The organism is Nicoliella sp. ESL1120, assembly GCF_058508515.1.
Genome location: NZ_CP196383.1, coordinates 164,627 through 184,388, shown reverse-complemented (window position 1 = coordinate 184,388; position 19,762 = coordinate 164,627). Strand labels below are relative to the sequence as shown.

The 19,762-nt window shown below is 39.6% G+C and carries 14 protein-coding genes and 2 rRNA genes; 10 read left to right on the top strand and 6 right to left on the bottom strand.

The features are described from left to right. Positions 1–80 precede the first annotated feature (80 nt). The 3 genes from ACSYTE_RS00820 to ACSYTE_RS00810 all read left to right on the top strand — a co-directional run bounded on the left by ACSYTE_RS00820 (position 81) and on the right by ACSYTE_RS00810 (position 4,614). A 23S ribosomal RNA gene (locus ACSYTE_RS00820) occupies positions 81–2,995 on the top strand. 71 nt (positions 2,996–3,066) lie between these two features. Further along, positions 3,067–3,183 (top strand): 5S ribosomal RNA (rrf, locus tag ACSYTE_RS00815). 156 nt (positions 3,184–3,339) lie between these two features. Continuing rightward, positions 3,340–4,614 carry a dicarboxylate/amino acid:cation symporter gene (locus tag ACSYTE_RS00810; RefSeq protein ID WP_491716836.1) on the top strand — a complete coding sequence of 425 codons (1,275 nt, stop codon included), beginning with the start codon at positions 3,340–3,342 and terminating at the stop codon, positions 4,612–4,614. Between the two features lie 533 nt (positions 4,615–5,147). Here ACSYTE_RS00810 and ACSYTE_RS00805 read toward each other — a convergent pair. The 3 genes from ACSYTE_RS00805 to zwf form a co-directional block, all read right to left on the bottom strand. Next, positions 5,148–6,692: a multicopper oxidase family protein gene (locus ACSYTE_RS00805; protein ID WP_491716835.1), complete on the bottom strand. Its 1,545-nt coding sequence runs from the start codon at positions 6,690–6,692 to the stop codon at positions 5,148–5,150. A 156-nt stretch (positions 6,693–6,848) separates the two neighbouring features. Then, complete coding sequence (gnd, locus tag ACSYTE_RS00800) at positions 6,849–8,273, bottom strand: NADP-dependent phosphogluconate dehydrogenase (protein WP_491716834.1); 1,425 nt, start codon at positions 8,271–8,273, stop codon at positions 6,849–6,851. A gap of 130 nt (positions 8,274–8,403) precedes the next feature. Continuing rightward, a complete protein-coding gene (gene zwf / locus ACSYTE_RS00795; protein WP_491716833.1) occupies positions 8,404–9,879 on the bottom strand; it encodes a glucose-6-phosphate dehydrogenase in 1,476 nt (491 codons plus the stop codon). A 269-nt stretch (positions 9,880–10,148) separates the two neighbouring features. On the opposite strand from zwf, the gene ACSYTE_RS00790 reads away from it, so the two are divergent. The 3 genes from ACSYTE_RS00790 to ACSYTE_RS00780 all read left to right on the top strand — a co-directional run bounded on the left by ACSYTE_RS00790 (position 10,149) and on the right by ACSYTE_RS00780 (position 13,465). After that, complete coding sequence (locus ACSYTE_RS00790) at positions 10,149–10,913, top strand: Ig-like domain-containing protein (RefSeq protein WP_491716832.1); 765 nt, start codon at positions 10,149–10,151, stop codon at positions 10,911–10,913. 85 nt (positions 10,914–10,998) lie between these two features. Continuing rightward, on the top strand, positions 10,999–12,174 hold the full coding sequence (locus ACSYTE_RS00785) for an MDR family MFS transporter (protein WP_491716831.1): 1,176 nt from the start codon (positions 10,999–11,001) through the stop codon (positions 12,172–12,174). 49 nt (positions 12,175–12,223) lie between these two features. Continuing rightward, positions 12,224–13,465, top strand: a complete 1,242-nt coding sequence (locus tag ACSYTE_RS00780) for a zinc ribbon domain-containing protein (protein WP_491716830.1) — start codon at positions 12,224–12,226, stop codon at positions 13,463–13,465. 45 nt (positions 13,466–13,510) lie between these two features. Here the strand turns inward: ACSYTE_RS00780 and nrdI are convergent, their stop codons facing one another. After that, entirely contained in the window at positions 13,511–13,978 is a 468-nt protein-coding gene (gene nrdI, locus ACSYTE_RS00775) for a class Ib ribonucleoside-diphosphate reductase assembly flavoprotein NrdI (RefSeq protein ID WP_491716829.1), read from the bottom strand. 90 nt (positions 13,979–14,068) lie between these two features. Continuing rightward, a complete protein-coding gene (locus ACSYTE_RS00770; RefSeq protein WP_491716828.1) occupies positions 14,069–15,484 on the bottom strand; it encodes a hemolysin family protein in 1,416 nt (471 codons plus the stop codon). 217 nt (positions 15,485–15,701) lie between these two features. On the opposite strand from ACSYTE_RS00770, the gene ACSYTE_RS00765 reads away from it, so the two are divergent. The 4 genes from ACSYTE_RS00765 (at position 15,702) to ACSYTE_RS00750 (ending at position 18,842) form a co-directional block, all read left to right on the top strand. Beyond that, positions 15,702–16,124: an Hsp20/alpha crystallin family protein gene (locus ACSYTE_RS00765; RefSeq protein WP_491716827.1), complete on the top strand. Its 423-nt coding sequence runs from the start codon at positions 15,702–15,704 to the stop codon at positions 16,122–16,124. 172 nt (positions 16,125–16,296) lie between these two features. Further along, positions 16,297–17,526, top strand: coding sequence for an ammonium transporter (locus tag ACSYTE_RS00760; protein WP_491716826.1), 1,230 nt, complete (start codon positions 16,297–16,299; stop codon positions 17,524–17,526). 86 nt (positions 17,527–17,612) lie between these two features. Beyond that, positions 17,613–17,927 (top strand): hypothetical protein, encoded by a 315-nt coding sequence (locus ACSYTE_RS00755; RefSeq protein ID WP_491716825.1) that lies wholly within the window; start codon positions 17,613–17,615, stop codon positions 17,925–17,927. Positions 17,928–18,041: 114 nt separating this feature from the next. Then, positions 18,042–18,842, top strand: a complete 801-nt coding sequence (locus tag ACSYTE_RS00750; protein ID WP_491716824.1) for a CPBP family intramembrane glutamic endopeptidase — start codon at positions 18,042–18,044, stop codon at positions 18,840–18,842. 47 nt (positions 18,843–18,889) lie between these two features. Here ACSYTE_RS00750 and ACSYTE_RS00745 read toward each other — a convergent pair whose 3' ends face one another. Next, positions 18,890–19,738, bottom strand: coding sequence for an aldo/keto reductase (locus tag ACSYTE_RS00745; protein ID WP_491716823.1), 849 nt, complete (start codon positions 19,736–19,738; stop codon positions 18,890–18,892). Positions 19,739–19,762 lie beyond the last annotated feature (24 nt).

Below are 19,762 nucleotides of genomic sequence, written 5' to 3'. Positions count from 1 at the left end.
GAACACCGCGTTATTTTGAGTTTTTTAAATTAGTTTTATTCGTATTTACTCAATTAACCAAATACCACTCCGTGGTAATAGGTTAAGTTATTAAGGGCGCATGGTGGATGCCTTGGTACTAGGAGCCGATGAAGGACGGGACTAACGCCGATATGCTTCGGGGAGCTGTACGTAAGCTTTGATCCGGAGATTTCCGAATGGGGAAACCCAATAAATTTAATCGTTTATTATTCAATGACGAATTCATACTCATTGAAAGGCAGACGTGGGGAACTGAAACATCTAAGTACCCACAGGAAGAGAAAGAAAATTCGATTCCCTCAGTAGCGGCGAGCGAACGGGGAACAGCCCAAACCATCGAGTTTACTCGATGGGGTTGTAGGACTGAACATTTGAGTTACCAAAGAATTAGATAGTCGAAAGATCTGGGAAGTTCTGCGACACAAGGTGATAGCCCTGTAGACGAAATCTAATTCCCTCAGTTCAGGATCCTGAGTACGGCAATACACGTGAAACATTGCCGGAATCCGGGAGGACCATCTCCCAAGGCTAAATACTCCCTAGTGACCGATAGTGAACCAGTACCGTGAGGGAAAGGTGAAAAGCACCCCGGAAGGGGAGTGAAATAGTTCCTGAAACCATGTGCCTACAAGCAGTTAGAGCCCGTTAATGGGTGATAGCGTGCCTCTTGCAGAATGAACCGGCGAGTTATGATAACATGCAAGGTTAAGATGAAAAGTCGGAGCCGTAGCGAAAGCGAGTCTGAATAGGGCGCCATAGTATGTTGTGATAGACCCGAAACCAGGTGATCTACCCATGTCCAGGCTGAAAGTGTGGTAAAACACACCGGAGGGCCGAACCCGTGTACGTTGAAAAGTGCTGGGATGAGGTGTGGGTAGCGGTGAAATTCCAAACGAACTTGGAGATAGCTGGTTCTCTCCGAAATAGCTTTAGGGTTAGCCTTGGAGTCGAGAATCATGGAGGTAGAGCACTGTTTGGGTGAGGGGCCCGTCTTGGGTTACTAAATTCAGATAAACTCCGAATGCCATTGATTTATATCCAGGAGTCAGACGATGAGTGATAAGATCCACCGTCGAAAGGGGAACAGCCCAGACCACCAATTAAGGTCCCTAAATATATGCTGAGTGGAAAAGGATGTGGAGTTGCATAGACAACTAGGATGTTGGCTCAGAAGCAGCCACCATTTAAAGAGTGCGTAATAGCTCACTAGTCGAGTGATTCTGCGCCGAAAATTTACCGGGGCTAAGCATATTACCGAGATTGTGGACGCAACTATGTTGCGTGATAGGAGAGCGTTCTAAGGGCAATGAAGCCAGACCGTAAGGACTGGTGGAGCGCTTAGAAGTGAGAATGCCGGTATGAGTAGCGAAAGATCAGTGAGAATCTGATCCACCGAATGACTAAGGTTTCCTGGGGAAGGCTCGTCCTCCCAGGGTTAGTCGGGACCTAAGCCGAGGCCGAGAGGCGTAGGCGATGGATAACAGGTTGAGATTCCTGTACTAGTTAACTATGTTTGACCGATGGAAGGACGTAGGAGGCTAAACGTAGCATCCTGTTGGATATGGATGTTCAAGCACTAAGTCAGGTGTTGAGTCAAATGCTTAATACCGTGTTGACAAGGTGTGATGAGGACCGAAATTTAGTAGGGAAGTCGTTGATGTCACACTACCGAGAAAAGTTTCTAGTTAGTAGTTAACTACCCGTACCGCAAACCGACACAGGTAGTCGAGGAGAGAATCCTAAGGTGAGCGAGTGAACTCTCGTTAAGGAACTCGGCAAAATGACCCCGTAACTTCGGGAGAAGGGGTGCTGCACTACGTGCAGCCGCAGTGAAAAAGCTCAGGCGACTGTTTATCAAAAACACAGGTTTCTGCAAAATCGTAAGATGAAGTATAGGGGCTGACGCCTGCCCGGTGCTGGAAGGTTAAGTGGATGAGTTAGCTTCGGCGAAGCCCAGAAACGAAGCCCCAGTAAACGGCGGCCGTAACTATAACGGTCCTAAGGTAGCGAAATTCCTTGTCGGGTAAGTTCCGACCCGCACGAAAGGCGTAACGATCTGAGCACTGTCTCAACGAGAGACTCGGTGAAATTGAGATACCTGTGAAGAAGCAGGTTACCCGCGACAGGACGGAAAGACCCCATGGAGCTTTACTGTAACTTGATATTGGGTGTTTGTATAGCTTGTACAGGATAGGTAGGAGCCATAGAAGTCGGGACGCTAGTCTCGATGGAGGCATTGGTGGGATACTACCCTCGCTGTATGAACACTCTAACCCGCACCACTGATCGTGGTGGGAGACAGTGTCTGGTTGGCAGTTTGACTGGGGCGGTCGCCTCCTAAACAGTAACGGAGGCGCCCAAAGGTTCCCTCAGAATGGTTGGAAATCATTCGACGAGTGTAAAGGCAGAAGGGAGCTTGACTGCGAGACATACAGGTCGAGCAGGGACGAAAGTCGGGCTTAGTGATCCGGTGGTACCGTATGGAAGGGCCATCGCTCAACGGATAAAAGCTACCCTGGGGATAACAGGCTTATCTCCCCCAAGAGTTCACATCGACGGGGAGGTTTGGCACCTCGATGTCGGCTCATCGCATCCTGGGGCTGTAGTTGGTCCCAAGGGTTGGGCTGTTCGCCCATTAAAGCGGTACGCGAGCTGGGTTCAGAACGTCGTGAGACAGTTCGGTCCCTATCCGTCGCGGGCGTAGGAAATTTGAGAGGAGCTGCTCTTAGTACGAGAGGACCGGAGTGGACATACCGCTGGTGTACCAGTTGTGCCGCCAGGCGCATCGCTGGGTAGCTATGTATGGATGAGATAAACGCTGAAAGCATCTAAGTGTGAAACCCACCTCGAGATGAGATTTCCCATTCCTTTATGGAAGTAAGACCCCTGAAAGATGATCAGGTAGATAGGCTGGAAGTGGAAGTGCAGTGATGCATGGAGCGGACCAGTACTAATTGGTCGAGGACTTAACCAAGTAAGGTTGTTCTCATGGAAGAATAAAATATTATCTAGTTTTGAGAGAACGAAGTTCTCACAGATAAATAGTGTGGTGATGATGGCCAGAAGGATACACCTGTTCCCATGTCGAACACAGAAGTTAAGCTTTTGAGCGCCAAAAGTAGTTGGGGGATCGCCCCCTGCAAGGATAGGACGTTGCCACGCAAACAAAAAACATTCGTAATTAATTTTACGGATGTTTTTTATTTGTTTTAATAAATATACAAAAATATCACCTATTTATGATAAAATATAATAAGTCATGCAAATTATAATGATAATAATTTACATATAGTATATTAATATGGGAAGAGGATTTTTATGAAGAGGTTTAAGCTAACGATTGGTTGGCAAATCATGATTGGATTAGTGTTAGGGATTGTATTAGGAATTGTCTTTTACCAGAATCAAACGGCGATTACTACAATGTCTAATATCGGAACGATGTTCATTAATCTGATTCAAATGATTGTGTTGCCGATCGTTCTTTCTTGTTTAACTGTTGGAATTGCCAGTATTGGTGATATTAAAAAGCTAGGGCGAATTGGTGGAAAAACCATCATCTACTTTGAAGTTATGACCACGATTGCAATTGCATTGGGGTTAGTAGTTGCTAATTTTACGCATCCAGGTGACTTTATTAATATTCATGCCTTAAAGGGTGAGGACATTAGTAAGTATGTATCAACTGCCAATGCTGCTAAGGAAAGTGGCGGTTGGGGAACGATTATGAACTTGATTCCAACGAATATTTTTAAATCATTAAGTGATGGCAATATGATGCCAGTGATTGTTTTCTCAGTATTCTTTGGACTAGGAACTGCCGCAATTGGTGAACGTGGTAAGATCATTATTGATTTTCTAACTGCTGTTTCAGAAGTAATGTTTAAGGTTACTAACTGGGTGATGAGTTTAGCACCGATCGGGGTCTGTGCACTGATTGGTGCGACCCTTGCACAAATGGGGGTAGGGGCATTAGCGCCACTTAGTTACTTTGTATTTTTAGCCTATGCGACGATGTTAGTATTTATCTTAGTATTTATGGGATTAGCTGCAAAGCTATTCGGATTTAGCCTTAAAAACCTTTTATTTGTAATTAAAGATGAGATTGTATTAGCATTTTCAACTGCTAGTTCGGAAGCAACATTACCAAGGTTAATTGATAAAATGCAGAAATTCGGGGTTGATAAATCGATTGTTTCATTTGTAATTCCAACTGGATATACATTTAACCTTGATGGATCCGCAATTTATCAATCATTAGCAGTTATTTTTCTTGCCCAAGCCTATAATATTCACTTATCAATTGGCCAACAAATCATGGTGTTATTGGTATTAGTCATTACTTCTAAGGGAATGGCAGGAGTCCCTGGAGCATCATTTGTGGTGTTGCTTGCAACTGTTTCTACAGTTGGGATTCCAGTAACTGGCCTTGCGTTTATTGCTGGAATCGATCGAATTGTTGATATGGGGCGGACCGCAGTTAATGTGGTTGGGAATTCACTTGCTACCGTTATTATTGGAAAGTCTGAAGGAGAATTCAATTCAGAACAGTCCGATAAGTATGTTCAAGAATACTTACCAGTTAAAAATTAAGAACTAAAAAAGCATTCAAACAAAAGTTTGAATGCTTTTTTAGTTTATCAGATAAAATGTAAAATTAAAATTTAGTTTAAAATTAAAATTGTTGTTCAGTACCTCCCCAAATGGTTCCCCATCTAGTAGAGCATCATAAGCAACGTGATTACCTTTTCAATTATAAGTACGTCAATACCTTAGAATAATTGAAGACACCGAGATAATCAACAACAACTAATTTTCCTATAGGACACGCTTCGTAATTATTTTAACCATCGATTGCTGGATAATTACTCTTTCAATATGAAAAAGATTGATTAGATTAAAACAATTAAATTAATGTTTTTCGGGAAAATCGGCTGTCATTAATTATCTACCATGAAAACTCCTTGGCGACTTATTAAATGACTTCGACTTTCCCATCATCGACTCACTCGTCGCTCCAGGATCAAATGTTAATTCTGTCATTTTGTCCACCTCCGATTTAGTAATCTTTTCTTTTTTCCATCTTTATTACTATAATATTTTTTCAATGGAATGTCAAACAATTTTTACATTTTCATGTTCATTTTATGGTAAGATTCCATTCCACCTAAATGAAGATCTTCCATCTTAACGCCCCGTTCCTTTGCGAAGGCGCTCATTAATGTATGGTGATCCATTAATGGTTGTGGTAATTCATCTGGATGTTTTGGATCTGGAACTTCAAATTGAAGCATCATCCCACCATCTTCATGTTCAATGATGTGGCAATGGTACATAAACACTCCAACACATGGGAACCAAACTTTAAGACGGACAGTTTCACCAGGATTAACTTCAATCGTATCCTTAAGGCCAAGTTCATTTGGATGAGGAGCTTTACCATCACGAGAAACGACTTTAAATACACATCCATGCATGTGGTAAGGGTGAAGCATCCCACCCTCCATATCATTAGAATTAGTAACATCCCAGTATTCAACGTTGTTCAACTTGGTCTTGGTATCGATCCGACTCATATCAAATTTCTTACCATTAAGGGCAACGGATTCGTCCATTCCAGACATTACAACCTTCCGAATTGGTGCATCAGGGGTTACTTCTGGATCTGGAAGGGTGCTGGTCAGTGTTTCTGGAATTTCAGTATCGTCCTTGGCGAATTCGTGGATTCTAAAACGAACGATTGGAACGTTATCAGAGTATAGGGCGACTTCATCACCAGGCTTGTATTGACCAAAGTCAACAACAAATTCCATTCTTTCAGCACAACCAATTAAAACCTTCGTAAAGTCAACGGGGTGGGGTAACAAGCTACCGTCCCCTGCAATTTGGGTGAATTTCAAATCATCACTAAAGTGGAGTCTCCATTCTCTTCGGTTAGCACCATCAAGAACCCGCAGACGAACCTTTTGGGTAGTAACGTCAAAGTATGGATTGATGGTTCCGTTAATCATTGGGGTTGGTCCAGCAACACCATCTGGATCATAATCAGCTTGGTAATCCCATTGGTTATCTTCGTGGAAACGACGGTCTTGTAAAATCAAAGGAATGTCATCAACACCGTAGTTCCGTGGTAATGGGAGCTTAGCTTCTTCTTCATCCTTAACCACGACAGCGGTAGCTAAACCGTGCCAAACTTGTTCGGCAGTGGATGGACATGGATGGGCGTGCATCCAAAGGGTAGCAGCTGGTTGATCGATATCAAAATCAATTTGTTTGGTTTCACCAGGGTAAACGGGGGTGTGACAACCACCGTCAGCAACCCCAGGAATTACAGAACCATGCCAATGGTATGTAGTTAGTTCTGGTAATTCATTTTTCAATGTAATATGGATATGCTTACCACGTTTGAAAATAATTGTTTTACCAAGAAGGGGAGCATTGTAACCCCACGTCTTAGTCTTTTCCCCTGGTAATAATTGAACTTCACCAGTTTGAGAAACGACGGTGTAGTACATATCAGTATCAGTTTCCTTGTCAGGAGCTAATACTTCAGGAATTTTCAATTTTTGTTGAGGAACTTTAGGTTCTTCTAAAGGAACGTAGCCACCATCTTGGGTGTCATAATCTTCCTTATTGTAAAAATAATCAGTAAATAATTGTCTGTCACTCATTTTGATCATCCTTTCAATTTGGGTTCAACTGTATTTTACACCCTTTGCGCTGAAATTTAATTTATAATGCTTATAAATTAAGAAATACTTTAGATAAATGCATAAAAAAAAGATCCCATCAGAGATGAGATCTTTTTTAAAATTAATAAATTAATTTTATTGTTCTTTGTACCATGGGTAATGGAAAGTACCTTCACGGTCAACACGCTTGTAAGTGTGAGCACCGAAGTAGTCACGTTGAGCTTGTAGTAAGTTAGCAGGAAGAACTTCAGTTCTGTATGAGTCGTAGTATGATACAGCTGCTGAAAGGGTAGGTACTGGAATACCAGCCTTAGTAGCAAGTGCAACAACTTCACGAGCTGAGTCTTGGTACTTCTTAGCAATGTCAGTGAAGTAAGGGTCTAATAGTAAGTTAGTTAACTTAGGATCCTTTTCAAAGGCATCAGTAATGTTTTGTAGGAATTGTGCACGAATGATACAACCTTCACGCCAGATTTGAGCTAATTCACCAAACTTGAGGGCCCAGTCGTATTCTTCGGAAGCGAAACGTAATTGTTCGAATCCTTGTGCGTAACTCATAACCTTACCGAAGTAAAGTGCTTCACGAACCTTTTCAACAAGTTCCTTCTTGTCAAAGTCTAATTCAAGACCTGGCTTTGGAAGAACCTTAGAAGCAGCAACTCTTTCATCCTTAAGCATTGAGATGAAACGAGCGTAAACTGATTCAGTGATAACTGATTGAGGAACACCTAATGCTAAAGCATCTTCTGAACTCCACTTACCAGTACCCTTGTTAGCACCTTCATCTAAGATTAAGTCAACGATTGGCTTACCTGAACCAAGGTCATCCTTACGGCTTAAGATATCACCAGTGATATCGATTAAGTAACTGTTAAGTTCACCCTTGTTCCATTCTTTGAAGATGTTTGAAAGTTCATCAACATCGATTCCAGCAACTCGACGTAAAATGTCGTAACTTTCGTCGATTAATTGTTCATCACCGTATTCGATACCGTTATGAACCATCTTTACGTAGTGACCTGCACCGTTAGGTCCGATGTAAGCAACACATGGCTTGCCATCTTCGGCCTTAGCAGAGATCTTTTCCAAGATTGGGGCAACTAAGTCATAAGCTGACTTTTGACCACCAGGCATCAATGATGGACCGTGCAATGCACCAAGTTCACCACCTGAAACACCCATTCCGATAAAGTTAATACCAGATTTGTCTAGACGAGCGTTACGAGCCATAGTGTCGTGGAAGTTAGTGTTACCACCATCGATTAAAACATCACCCTTGTCAAGAAGTGGTAATAATTCATCGATAACAGCATCAGTAGCCTTACCAGCTTTAACCATGATAAGAATCCGACGTGGAGTTTCTAGTGACTTAACGAAGTCTTCCACTGAGTAACTTGGAACTAACTTCTTGTCACTGTGGTCCTTCATAACTTCTTCAGTTTTTGCACCAGTACGGTTGTAGATACCTACAGTGTAGCCGCGGCTTTCAATGTTAAGGGCAAGGTTTTTACCCATAACAGCCATCCCAACAACACCAATATTTGCTTTTTGATCAGCCATTGAAATAAACCTTCCTTTATAAAAGAATTCATCAAGTAACGTAAACGCTTACTTTGATATGATTATTTGTTTTAATACAACTCTATTTTAACATTTAGAGCGTTAAAAGTGAATTAACTTATTCAAATCATTAATCTTCAGCTCTGAATGCCCAATTCCGACCGGAACGGGTGAGTAATTCCTCAGCAGCCTTAGGGCCCATTGTCCCTGGTGTGTAGTTAGGGAAATCAGCCTTAGTGCTGTTCCAAAGCTTTTCGATTTGATCAACGAACTTCCAAGCTTGACCAACTTCAGCCCAACTAGCGAAGTTAGTGTGGTCACCCTTCATTGCGTCGTTGATCAGTCGTTCGTATGGAAGTGGAACTTCCTTCATTTCATCATCAGTAAGATCATGAGTGAACTTGAAGCTGTCGGTCGTGTAACCTTGGCCAACGTGCTTCTTGTTTAATTGCATTTCAAAACCAGAGTCTGGTTCGATCTTAATCGTAATTACACTTGGTACCAATTGAGGATCAGTGCCATTTGCGCGTGCAAAGTCATCCAATGCAGGTTTCTTAAATACAACGTCGATTCGTGCGAACTTATCAGCTAATAGCTTTCCAGTCCGAACGTAGAATGGTACGCCAGCCCAACGATTGTTTTGGAATTCAAGCTTTCCAGCAACGAATGTTTCGGTGTTGGAGTCTTCTGGAACGTTGTCTTCATGACGGTAGTCCTTTTGGTCACCCTTAGAACCGTATTGGCCACGAACAAAGTTTTTAGCAACTTCTTCTTCATCGTAAATATGAAGTGATTGTAATGCCTTCACCTTTTGAGCACGGATTTCAGTATCCTTGTACTTGTTAGGTTCGTCCATTGCCAATAGGCTTAGGATTTGCATGATGTGGTTTTGCACCATATCACGAAGGGCTCCTGAAGTATCGTAGTATCCAGCCCGTTCACCAACCCCCATGTTTTCAGCAAGGGTCACTTGGACGTTATCGATGAATTGGTTGTTCCAAACTGATTCGATCATTGGGTTACCAAAACGAAGGGCGGCGATGTTTTGAACCATTTCCTTCCCTAAGTAATGGTCAATTCTAAATACTTGGTCTTCATCAAAAGCGGAACTCAATGAATCGTTTAGTTCTTGAGCAGATTCAAAGTCGTGTCCGAATGGCTTTTCAATAATGAGGCGGTTAAAACCATTATCTGAGAAAACATCTTGTTGTTTTAAGTTGTTAGCAACTAAGCTAAAGAAACGAGGGGCTAATGAGATGTAGAAAATCCGATTACCCTTTAAGTCGTACTTAGCATCTAATTGATCTGCTAATCCCTTTAATACCTTGTAGTGTTCAGGATTAGTAACATCGTGTGCCTTGTAATAAAAATGACTAGCAAAGTCACTTACTTGTTGATCATTTTCAGCAGCGCCTTTAACTGAATCAGAAACAACGGAACGAAACTTATCATCATCCCATTCTCTTCTACCAGTACCGATTAATGCAAAATGTTCCTTAATTTCTCCCTTTTTATATAAATTGAAAAGGGCAGGATACAACTTCCGTGAAGCTAAGTCACCAGTTGCACCAAAAAGCGTTAGCAAAGCAGTTTGTTCAGTTGCCAATACTGTCACACTCCCTAGATTTAAATTATTAATTCAATATTTATCATACAGAATACACGTTGCTTATTATATACCACATGCAAAATCAAAGAAAGAGTTTACACTAATAATATGTAAACGCTATCTTAAATAATAAGGGGAAGTAAAATTAATTAAATTTACATAATATAAGAACGATTTTGCCATTTTTATATTGCTATTAATTTCTAAAATGATTAATATATAATAAAAGTATATACTAGTCACGAATGACAAAAAGGAGAACCATCATGAAAAAACCATTATTTTTTGCAATTGGCGCACTGTTCCTAGCTTTCTTTGCATTTGGGAATGGCGCAAACGCTGCTAAGGTCAATACTAAAGAACCTTCAATTACAGTGCCAACTGTTACTACTTCAGATAATGAAATCTCAGGAACTGCTACTAAGAACGTCAATGTTTATGTTAAGTTGAATAATAGTAAAAAGGTTGCCTCAACTACCTCTGATAGTAAGGGTAATTACACGATCAAACTTCCTAAAAAGTATGCAGTTAATACTAAACTTTACGTTTATGCCCAGGCATCCAATGCATATAACTACTTTTACCGAATCGTAACTGTTAAGGATGGATCTACGGATACTAGTAGTTCAACCACTAGTTCATCAAGTTCGACTACTAGTAGCTCAACTTCTTCAAGTAGTGTCAATACAGCAAAGGTCAATGAATTAATGGGCAGTTGGAAGTCCAGTGCCAGTGGTAAATACACACAACTCTGGGTATTTAATAATGAAACTGGTTTAAATCAAACCCTATACAAGAGCAAGACCTATGATAGTAAATTGCTTAACAACGCCGTTTTTAACGTTAAAAACGTCAATGGGAACGTAATTACCTTAACTTATCGTGGTAAAGGCATTAAGAAGACCAGTACAATGTACATTCGGTTAGTAAGTAAGAATAAATTCTACTTGGTAACCAGTGATAATAAGTTAGCTAAGGTTAAGTTTGGATCAGCACCGGCTGCTACTTATACGTTCACTAAAATTAAATAATTAATTTTAATCTTTTTGGCCACCCTAGTAAACGCGAGGGTGGTTTTTTGTTAGAATGGGTTTTAACGTGGAATGGGGTGAGATAATGGGAAAGCCAAAAGAAGTTGGAATGAAATCAGTATTGATTTATTCAACGCTGTTAAACGCAGGTTCATCATGTTTGTGGCCGCTAACAACCATGTATATGCACGATTACTTACATCGCTCTTTAACTGAATCCGGGTTGATCTTATTTTTAATGTCAGCCTTTATGATATTAGGAAATTATATTGGTGGGTTCTTATTCGATAACTGGTCGGCTTATAAAACCGCCCTTATCAGTATCTTTATTTCAACAGCATCGATTGTTACGTTGGTCTTCTTTCACGGTTGGCCAATGTTTGCAATTTTATTGCTCATCCATGGACTGGGGGATGGGGGCAGCTTGACCTTGATCAATTCTTACGCCACGACGATTAAGTCGAAAAGTCCTAGGTACGTTTTTAATACTCTCTATATTGGGATGAATATTGGAGTGGTGCTAGGGACTGCGATGGTTGGCTACCTGTTGAAATATGGAGTAACAACTGTGTTCACGGTGACTGCTGGTTTTTATTTGATCTTATTGCTAATGGCGATCAAGCTATTTAACATTGACTTTACAGGATATGACCATAACCATCAGGTAAAGAACGTTGACGGCCCCAAGGCAAATACGATGCATTTACTGTTGGCAATTTGTTTTCTGATATTCAGTATTTACTTAATTTATGCGATTTGGGGCAGTGTCATGCCGATTCATATGACGCAATTAGGGATGTCTTTTGAGGAGTATAGTTCTATTTGGACGATTAATGGGTTAATGATCATATTCGGCCAAACGATCGTTAGCAAAATTGGACGCAAATTTGAAATTAGTAAACAGATTTCATTTGGAATCTTTATTTTTGGATTAGCCTTTTTATTCTTGGTATTTGATCGTTCTTACCTATCATTTGCATTTACAATTGCATTCCTTACGATTGGAGAAATGATTGGCTTTCCAGATTTACCAGCTTGGATCGATACGTTAGCAAATGACTCGCAAAAGGGGCTTTACCAATCATTCTTTAGTATTTCAATGTCGTTAGGGCGCGCAATCGGTCCGCTTTATGCTGGCGTCTTTGTTGAATATTTAAATTATAATTCACTATTTATCTTTTCATTTGGTTTGATTATATTTGCAATCATAATGGTCTTGATTCGCAATCGAATGCTAAAACAAAATGAGAAATTAAAATAAATATAGTATAATTAGATTATCTATCATTTTTTAGGGGGGAGGTGATTAAATGGCAGCCGAAAAACAAGTTCAATGTCCACGTTGTCAACATTCCAATGATGCTGAAAATCAATTCTGTGATTACTGTGGATTTAACTTAACTGCCTTTTTTAGTAAGGATGAAGAAGCGGAAAATCCGACTCCTGAAGATTTATACGCTTTTCCACAAATGCCATCGCGGCTACAAGAGTACAGTAATAAAACTCATTTAGACCACTCTCATTTAGATACGAAAAGGGTACGTCTAACGTTCAAAACGTTTAAGCATAAAAAACGGTGGGCGTTTGCAGCTGCCATTATTATCTTCGTGGTTGGTGGGTATAGTTATGGTCATTTTTACTACTCTAAGTCGGTTACTCTAAATCGATTGGTAGCAAGCGTTTCCAATGGTGTCCCTGATCATGATTTTGTTTCTAAACGCACTCACCATGATGATACGAAAATGATCGCTGGCTATTTTAAAGCCAATCCCAAATTAGTGGAACATTTAAAAAGTGATTTAGGTTCGGGGAACCATACTAGTGATGGTTTTTTTACATATCAGAAAACGGGGACTCATTTTGGTATTTTTCCTAAATATCAAGTGGTGATTGACAATGAATTGATCGCTCAAAAAACCTATGCGGTGAAAATTAAAACGATGCCATATGCTTTGATCTTATTAAATGGGAAGGTGATGAGCTATGCAGATGCCGATGGAAATTATCATTTAAAGCACCTAACGAGTGCATCGCTCAAAATAAGCGCCAAGTATCATTACGCTAATCGGGGTGTGACCACAAAGCAAATTAAAGTGACCCAAAAGGATGATAATAGTACCATCATGTTGTTCAAAAAGCATTTGCAAAAGCGTTCTGATGGCTCACAACAAGCACAAACCACATTGGCTGCAATGTATGCGAAGGTAGGGCGCTTAAATAACAAGGGTTCTGATGCTGGTAAATTAAGGCATTACTTTGTTGATGGCAAAGATAATCGTTTCTATCAATCAATCTATCAACTCGCTTATTCATTTTATCAACGTCAATTTAAGGCTACATATCGGCCAAGCGTAAGTAGTTTTAAACGCATCGGACGGAATCGATACGTAGTTGTTTATAAATTAACCTATCATTTTGATATTGGTGATCAGATTCATATGCAGGTATTTAAAACCACCGCAGTAATGCAAAAAGCACAGCGTGGCTACCAAGTGATTTCAATTATTTCTGATGGAACGCCGATTAAGGATAAGTATTATAAAAAAGATTAGCCCGATTTGGGCTAATCTTTTTTAGCTGACTTAAAATATTGATATTTAAAAGTTGCTCTCATTAAGTCGATTTACCATTGTTTGATACACTCTTTTAACATCGACATTGGTGCCCCGTAGCTCATAATCATCAATAAATGGAAAGCCAAAGTCACGAGCGTAACGCTTGGCAGTGAGGCAGTATTGTTCATTAAAGTTTTTATTACCACTGCCGATGACGCCTAGACAACGGGTGCGATTATCTTCATATGCAATGTATTCGCCGAGGACGTTAGTCATTAGCTCCTTGACGCCATTATCAATTCCGTTGCCACCATCCAAATATGTGGGGACGAATGCAAAATAAGGCTTTGCTTCAATTGCAAAATCACTCGCATCACTAATTTCTCGTGCCTCAAATAATGGCATTGATTTATTGTTGGCGTGTTGGGTACTTGCGTATTCAGTTAATGATTCCATGAAATTTCTGGTATTACCACTAATTGAAATGAAGAGGGCTTGAATTGGTTCCACTAATATCACGTTCCTAACTTAATTTTGTTGACTGTTAATATTGTATCAAATTAAAAAAACGAACGGGATTGACCGCTCGTTTTTGATATTTTATTTAGCGTTACTTTGATCTGCAGCTTTGGCTTTTGCAGCGGCTGCTTCAGATTCATGCTTTTTAACTTGGTCTAAAGTCGACTTTTGAATCTTAGGTTTGGCTTCGTTCAAGTTCGTAACTTCGAACCAGTTAATGAATGAGTTTTCATAATCCAAAATCTTAAATTCAAAGTTCATGATTTTAATTACTTTGCCAACCTTAAGGTCATCATAATTATCAATGATGAACCCGGCAATTGTAACGATGTCTGACCGATCAAAAGCTTTAATATCAGTATTAAAGTATCTTTCAAAGTCATAGGTCGTTAATCGACCGTTTACTTGGTAGGTCCCCTTAGGTTGCTTAAAAATAAATTCGTTGGTAGCTGGATCGATTTCATCACGGACAGTTCCGAATAATTCTTCGTAGATATCCTTATCGGTAATAATTCCAGAAGTCCCACCGTATTCATCCACCACAACCACGATTGGAGCGCGGTTCTTGATCATTTGTTGAAGAACCTCTGTGATCGGCGTGTTCTCAGAGGTCGTCGTAATATCACGAAGCAGTTTATCAATTCCAATGTTTGGATCAACACGGGATTGCCGAACTAAATCGTAATTATAAACGTACCCTAAGATGCGATCCTTATCACCATTAGCGACCACAGGAATTCGACTGAATTTCATTTGTAGGTACAGGCGCAATGCTTCCTTGACCGTTGCAGTGATATCTAACACCACTAATTGAGTTCGGTCGACCATGATATCACGAGCAACCTTATCATTAAGATCAAAAGCCCGCCGCATATATAGGTAGTCATTCTTTTCTAGTTCCCCAGATTGAACGGCATTTCTGGATAACATTAGAATTTCGTTTTGTGAATAAGTATCATCGTTTTCATCTGCCATCTTGATCCCCATCATTTTAACTACCGCACCAGCAGAGATGTTAAGTAGCCAAACAAATGGGTAGAACATGGTGTGCAGATAATGAAGTGGTCCGGATACGACATCTAGCATCTGCCGTGGTTTATCAGTACTCAAGTTCTTTGGTACAACTTCAGTAAAGACCACTTCTAAGTAAGTTAGCAATCCGACCCCGATAATAACACTGATTCCCTTTGCTGATGCTTCGCTGATGTGAACTAAATCTAAAACATCAGAAAGCATGTGATCAATAAATGGTTCACCAATCCACCCTAAGATGATTCCAGCAAGTGAAACACCCACTTGAGTGGTTGATAGGTAATCATTAAGATGTGTAACCATGTAAATTTGGCGATCCAACTTTTTTTGATTACCGTTGCCACTAGCTTTATCATCTTCCAATGAACTAAGTCTTGTTTGCACTAATGCAAACTCACTCGCAACGGAAAATGCGGCAAAGAAAAACGTAAATAGAATAATTACTAATTGTATCCCACTAGACAATAAGGTTCCCTCATTTCTGAATCTATAATATATATTTTATTTATATAATATGTTAATTATACAGCTAAACTAGCGATATTAAAATAAATATTGCAGCCTGCTTTTTAGCAGTCTCAATTAATGAGTGCTAAATATTTGAATTCTGAGTTAAAGCGACTATCATAGATAATGTAATCAAGGTTACAAACAATTTAATGACAAAGGGAGTCTTATGATTATGACAAATGATTTAAGAAGTATTGATTCTGCAATTGATCCAATGGATGATTTCTTTGGTAATTTTGGCAAGAGTTTCTTATCTTCTGTGTCAGGTAATCAAATGAAGACTGATGTCGTTGAAAATGATGATAACTATGAAGTAGATTCAGAATTACCAGGTTTTAAGAAAAATGACATTAAGTTAGATTATAATGATGACACACTCAGTGTTCGTGCGGTTCACGATTTGACGAAGGAAGATAATGACAAGGATGGCAACGTCTTACGGCGCGAACGTTCTTCTAGCAATGTTGCGCGTTCCTTCTACCTACCAGGTATCGATGACGAAAAGATTACCGCGAGTTATGATGGTGGAATTTTGAAGATTACGTTACCAAAGCGTGCTAATAATAAAAAGAATACGCATATTGAAATTAAATAATTAATGGTTCAATCTAGATAAGCAGTTAGTCATTATTGGCTAGCTGCTTATTTTTATGTCATAAGAAATAACATTGAATGCTAGTTTTTAAACATTTGATTAAAAAAGGACTGGTAAATAAAAAAATCAGTGTTATAATATCTAACATAAAGTTAAAAGGATGTGGATTGTGATGAGTTTAGGAAGTACAGTCTTTGTTTTGATTTCTGCAATACTAGTGTTATTAATGACCCCTGGGTTAGCTTTCTTCTATGGTGGCTTAGTTTCCAAGAAGAACGTTGTTAATACTATGTTCTTAGTTTTCATCATGACTGGTATGATTGCTCTAATGTGGGTGATTTTTGGTTATGGATTTTCATTTGTTGGTAACGGGGCTTTTATTGGTGATTTTAAGCATTTCTTCTTGAGTGGGATTGATTTAAATTCTCTGCAGCCAAGTAAAATTCCAACGGGAGTTTACATGTTATTCCAAATGATGTTTGCGATTATCACTCCTGGATTATTTATTGGTGCGATCGTTGGCAGAACCAAGTTGAAATTTATCTTACTATTTATCTTCTTTTGGTCAATCGTAGTTTACTACCCAATGGTACATATGGTTTGGAGTTCAACTGGATTCTTAGCTAAGATGGGGACTTTAGACTTTGCTGGTGGAACGGTTATTCATATTAATGCTGGGGTGACTGCCTTTGTATTAGCCAAGCTAATTGGTAAGCGTCTTAACTATGGCAAACCATTCCAAGCTTACAGTGTTCCACTAGTTCTAATTGGAACAACATTGCTTTGGATCGGTTGGTATGGATTCAATGCTGGTTCAGCATTAGCAATGAATGATGTTGCAATGCAAGCCGCAGTGACAACGACCGTTGCGACTGCAGCATCGATGATGACTTGGTTCTTATTAGATGTATGGGTAAACAAAAAAGCTAGTTTGATGGGGGTATGTACAGGAACGCTCTGTGGATTAGTTGGAATTACCCCCGCTACTGGGTACGTAACCGTTGCTGGAGCATTTTGGATCGGAATTATCGCAACGATTGCCAGTTTTACATTCATTACCTACGTTAAACCTAAGATTCAATTGGATGATACCCTCGATGCTTTTGGTTGTCATGGAATTAGTGGGATGGTCGGCAGTATCGCAACTGGATTATTTGCATCTAAGTTAGCGAACCCATCGATTGCTGATAATGGACTATTTTACGGTGGTGGTGCGCACCAAGTATTAGTTCAAATCGGCGCAACGTTGTTCACGATTGTTTTTGTAGCGATTGCTGCTTATGTAATTGCTAAACTTCTTAGTTTTGTAACTCCAATGAGAGCAACCAAGGAAGAAGAAACCAAGGGAATGGATCTCATTGACCATGGCGAAATGGCAGATGACTCTGTTCATACCGAATAAGAAGTAATTTCAGACCGCTAAACAATTATGGTATACTTACTATATGTAGATATTTCAAATTGTTTCTCGGAGGGAGGATTTATTACTTGAAAGTAGACAACTACGTCCCAAAAGATAAGCGCAAACAGGTTTCCGAACAAAAAGTGCGGCGGTTAAAGAACTTAAGTAAGGTAGCAATCGTTACCTGTTCACTTATGTACATCTTTTACTTTCCACAAATCATTGCGAACTTAAACGGGCAACCCGGCTCACCAATTCAATACGCAATTGCGACAATTAATGCTTCGCTATGGGTATACTATGGATGGGCTAAAACTTATCGTGATTGGCCATTGATTATTTCGAATATTCCAGGAGTTATCTTTGGTTTAGTCACCTTTATCACAATTTATATTCATTAATTAAAATGATTCAGTAACTAAATTGGTTACTGGATTTTTTTGATGATTGCAAACGATTTTAAATAAGCATATTCTTGTATTTATCAATTTTATTTTAGGAGTGGTGATTCTTAAATGCGTTCCAAATCAGTCACCTGGCTTTTACTGGTAATTTCAATTGCCTTGTTACCAATATCGTCATATTTATTCGACCTAGTGTTGCCAGTTCGTTTTGGCTATGAATTGAATACTTTTAACATCATGATGCTTTTAGCCCATGAATGGCTTTGGATTATTATCATTTTGGCTTTTAACCATTGGGTAATTAAACAAAGATTATCATTTAAGTTTAGTCGGTTTGACTTTAAAGTCCCATTTATTTTTATAGTCTTGTTGATTTTATTAGCCCTGTTTTCAGAGGTGCTCAGTAATCAGGTGCATCATTCAATCTTAGTGGATTTGTTGATAGCCATATTGGTGGGTTCCGTAGGGCTTTTAGAAGAAACACTTTTTCGGGGGATTATCTTCCCACAGGTATTAGGTACGCTTAAAAACTTGACGAATCGATCTGTTTACATCGCAGTCGTTGTTTCAAGCTTAATGTTCGGCGGCCTTCATGGCTTTAATCTTTTACACCAAAGTATCCCGACAACGTTGGTCCAAATTATTTTCGCAATTGGCATAGGATGTTTTTTATGTGCAATGTACATTCGTTCGGAATCATTGCTGGTGCCGATGCTGATCCATGGATTGTGGGATTTTAACTCTGCATTTGTTACAAGTAGCATTAGTGAAGAAGCAGTGAAGTCATTTATTCAAGCGGGACTGCAATCCCTGTTAATACTGGCTATTTTTTCCTCAATTGCTTTTACGATTCTACGCCCTAGCATGTTAAAACCCCACCAAAAGTGGTTAAAACAAATTACTGGTCACTAATTTAAAAACAGCTTAATTAGCAATGATTTGCTAACTAAGCTGTTTTTTTAATGGTATTGGTGTTCTAATTCATATACTAATTCTGGATCGTCACCGGTTCTTTGGTTCTTATTTAATTCGTTAATTAATTTCATTTCGGTATCTGAAAGGGTGAAATCATAAACATCAGCATTTTGTTTTACTCGTTCGGGTTTGTTGGACTTTGGGATAACCGCCACCCCCCGTTGGAGATGCCATCTTAAGATTACCTGGGCAACTGACTTATCATGAGCTGCACCAATCTTAGCAATGACGGGGTCGTTTAAGACTGCCCCACGGCCAAGCGGACTCCATGCTTGGGTTAAAATCCCAGCTTGGTGGTTGAAATCAACCATCGTGGGTTGGCTGAGGTAGGGATGGAGTTCGATTTGGTTCACCACGGGCATTTCACGGGCTTGCGTCTTCAGGAATTCCAAATGGGTACGATGGTAATTACTAACCCCAATTGATTTAATTTTACCAGCGGCCTTAGCATCTTCTAACGCCCGCCAGGTATTGAAAAATTCAGAGTGGATTGGCCAGTGAATCAATACTAAGTCAAGGTAGTTAGTTTGCAGTCTTTGTAGTGATTCGTCAACGGCTTTAAGGGTTGAATCATACCCCTGCTTTGGTTCTGGAATCTTAGTCGTAATAAAAACGTCACTCCGACTTAAACCAACGTTTTTAATGGCCTGACCTAAAACGGCTTCATTGCCATAAAATTGAGCAGTATCGAAAAGCCGATAACCGACTTCATAGGCCATTTTAATAGCGGCATCCATTTCAGCTTGTTCGTTGATTTTATATGTTCCGAATCCCTCCATTGGAATTTCGTTTCCATCACGTAACTTAAAAGTATCCATAATTGAATTATCCATGAAGAAAAAAGCCTCCTCTTATTT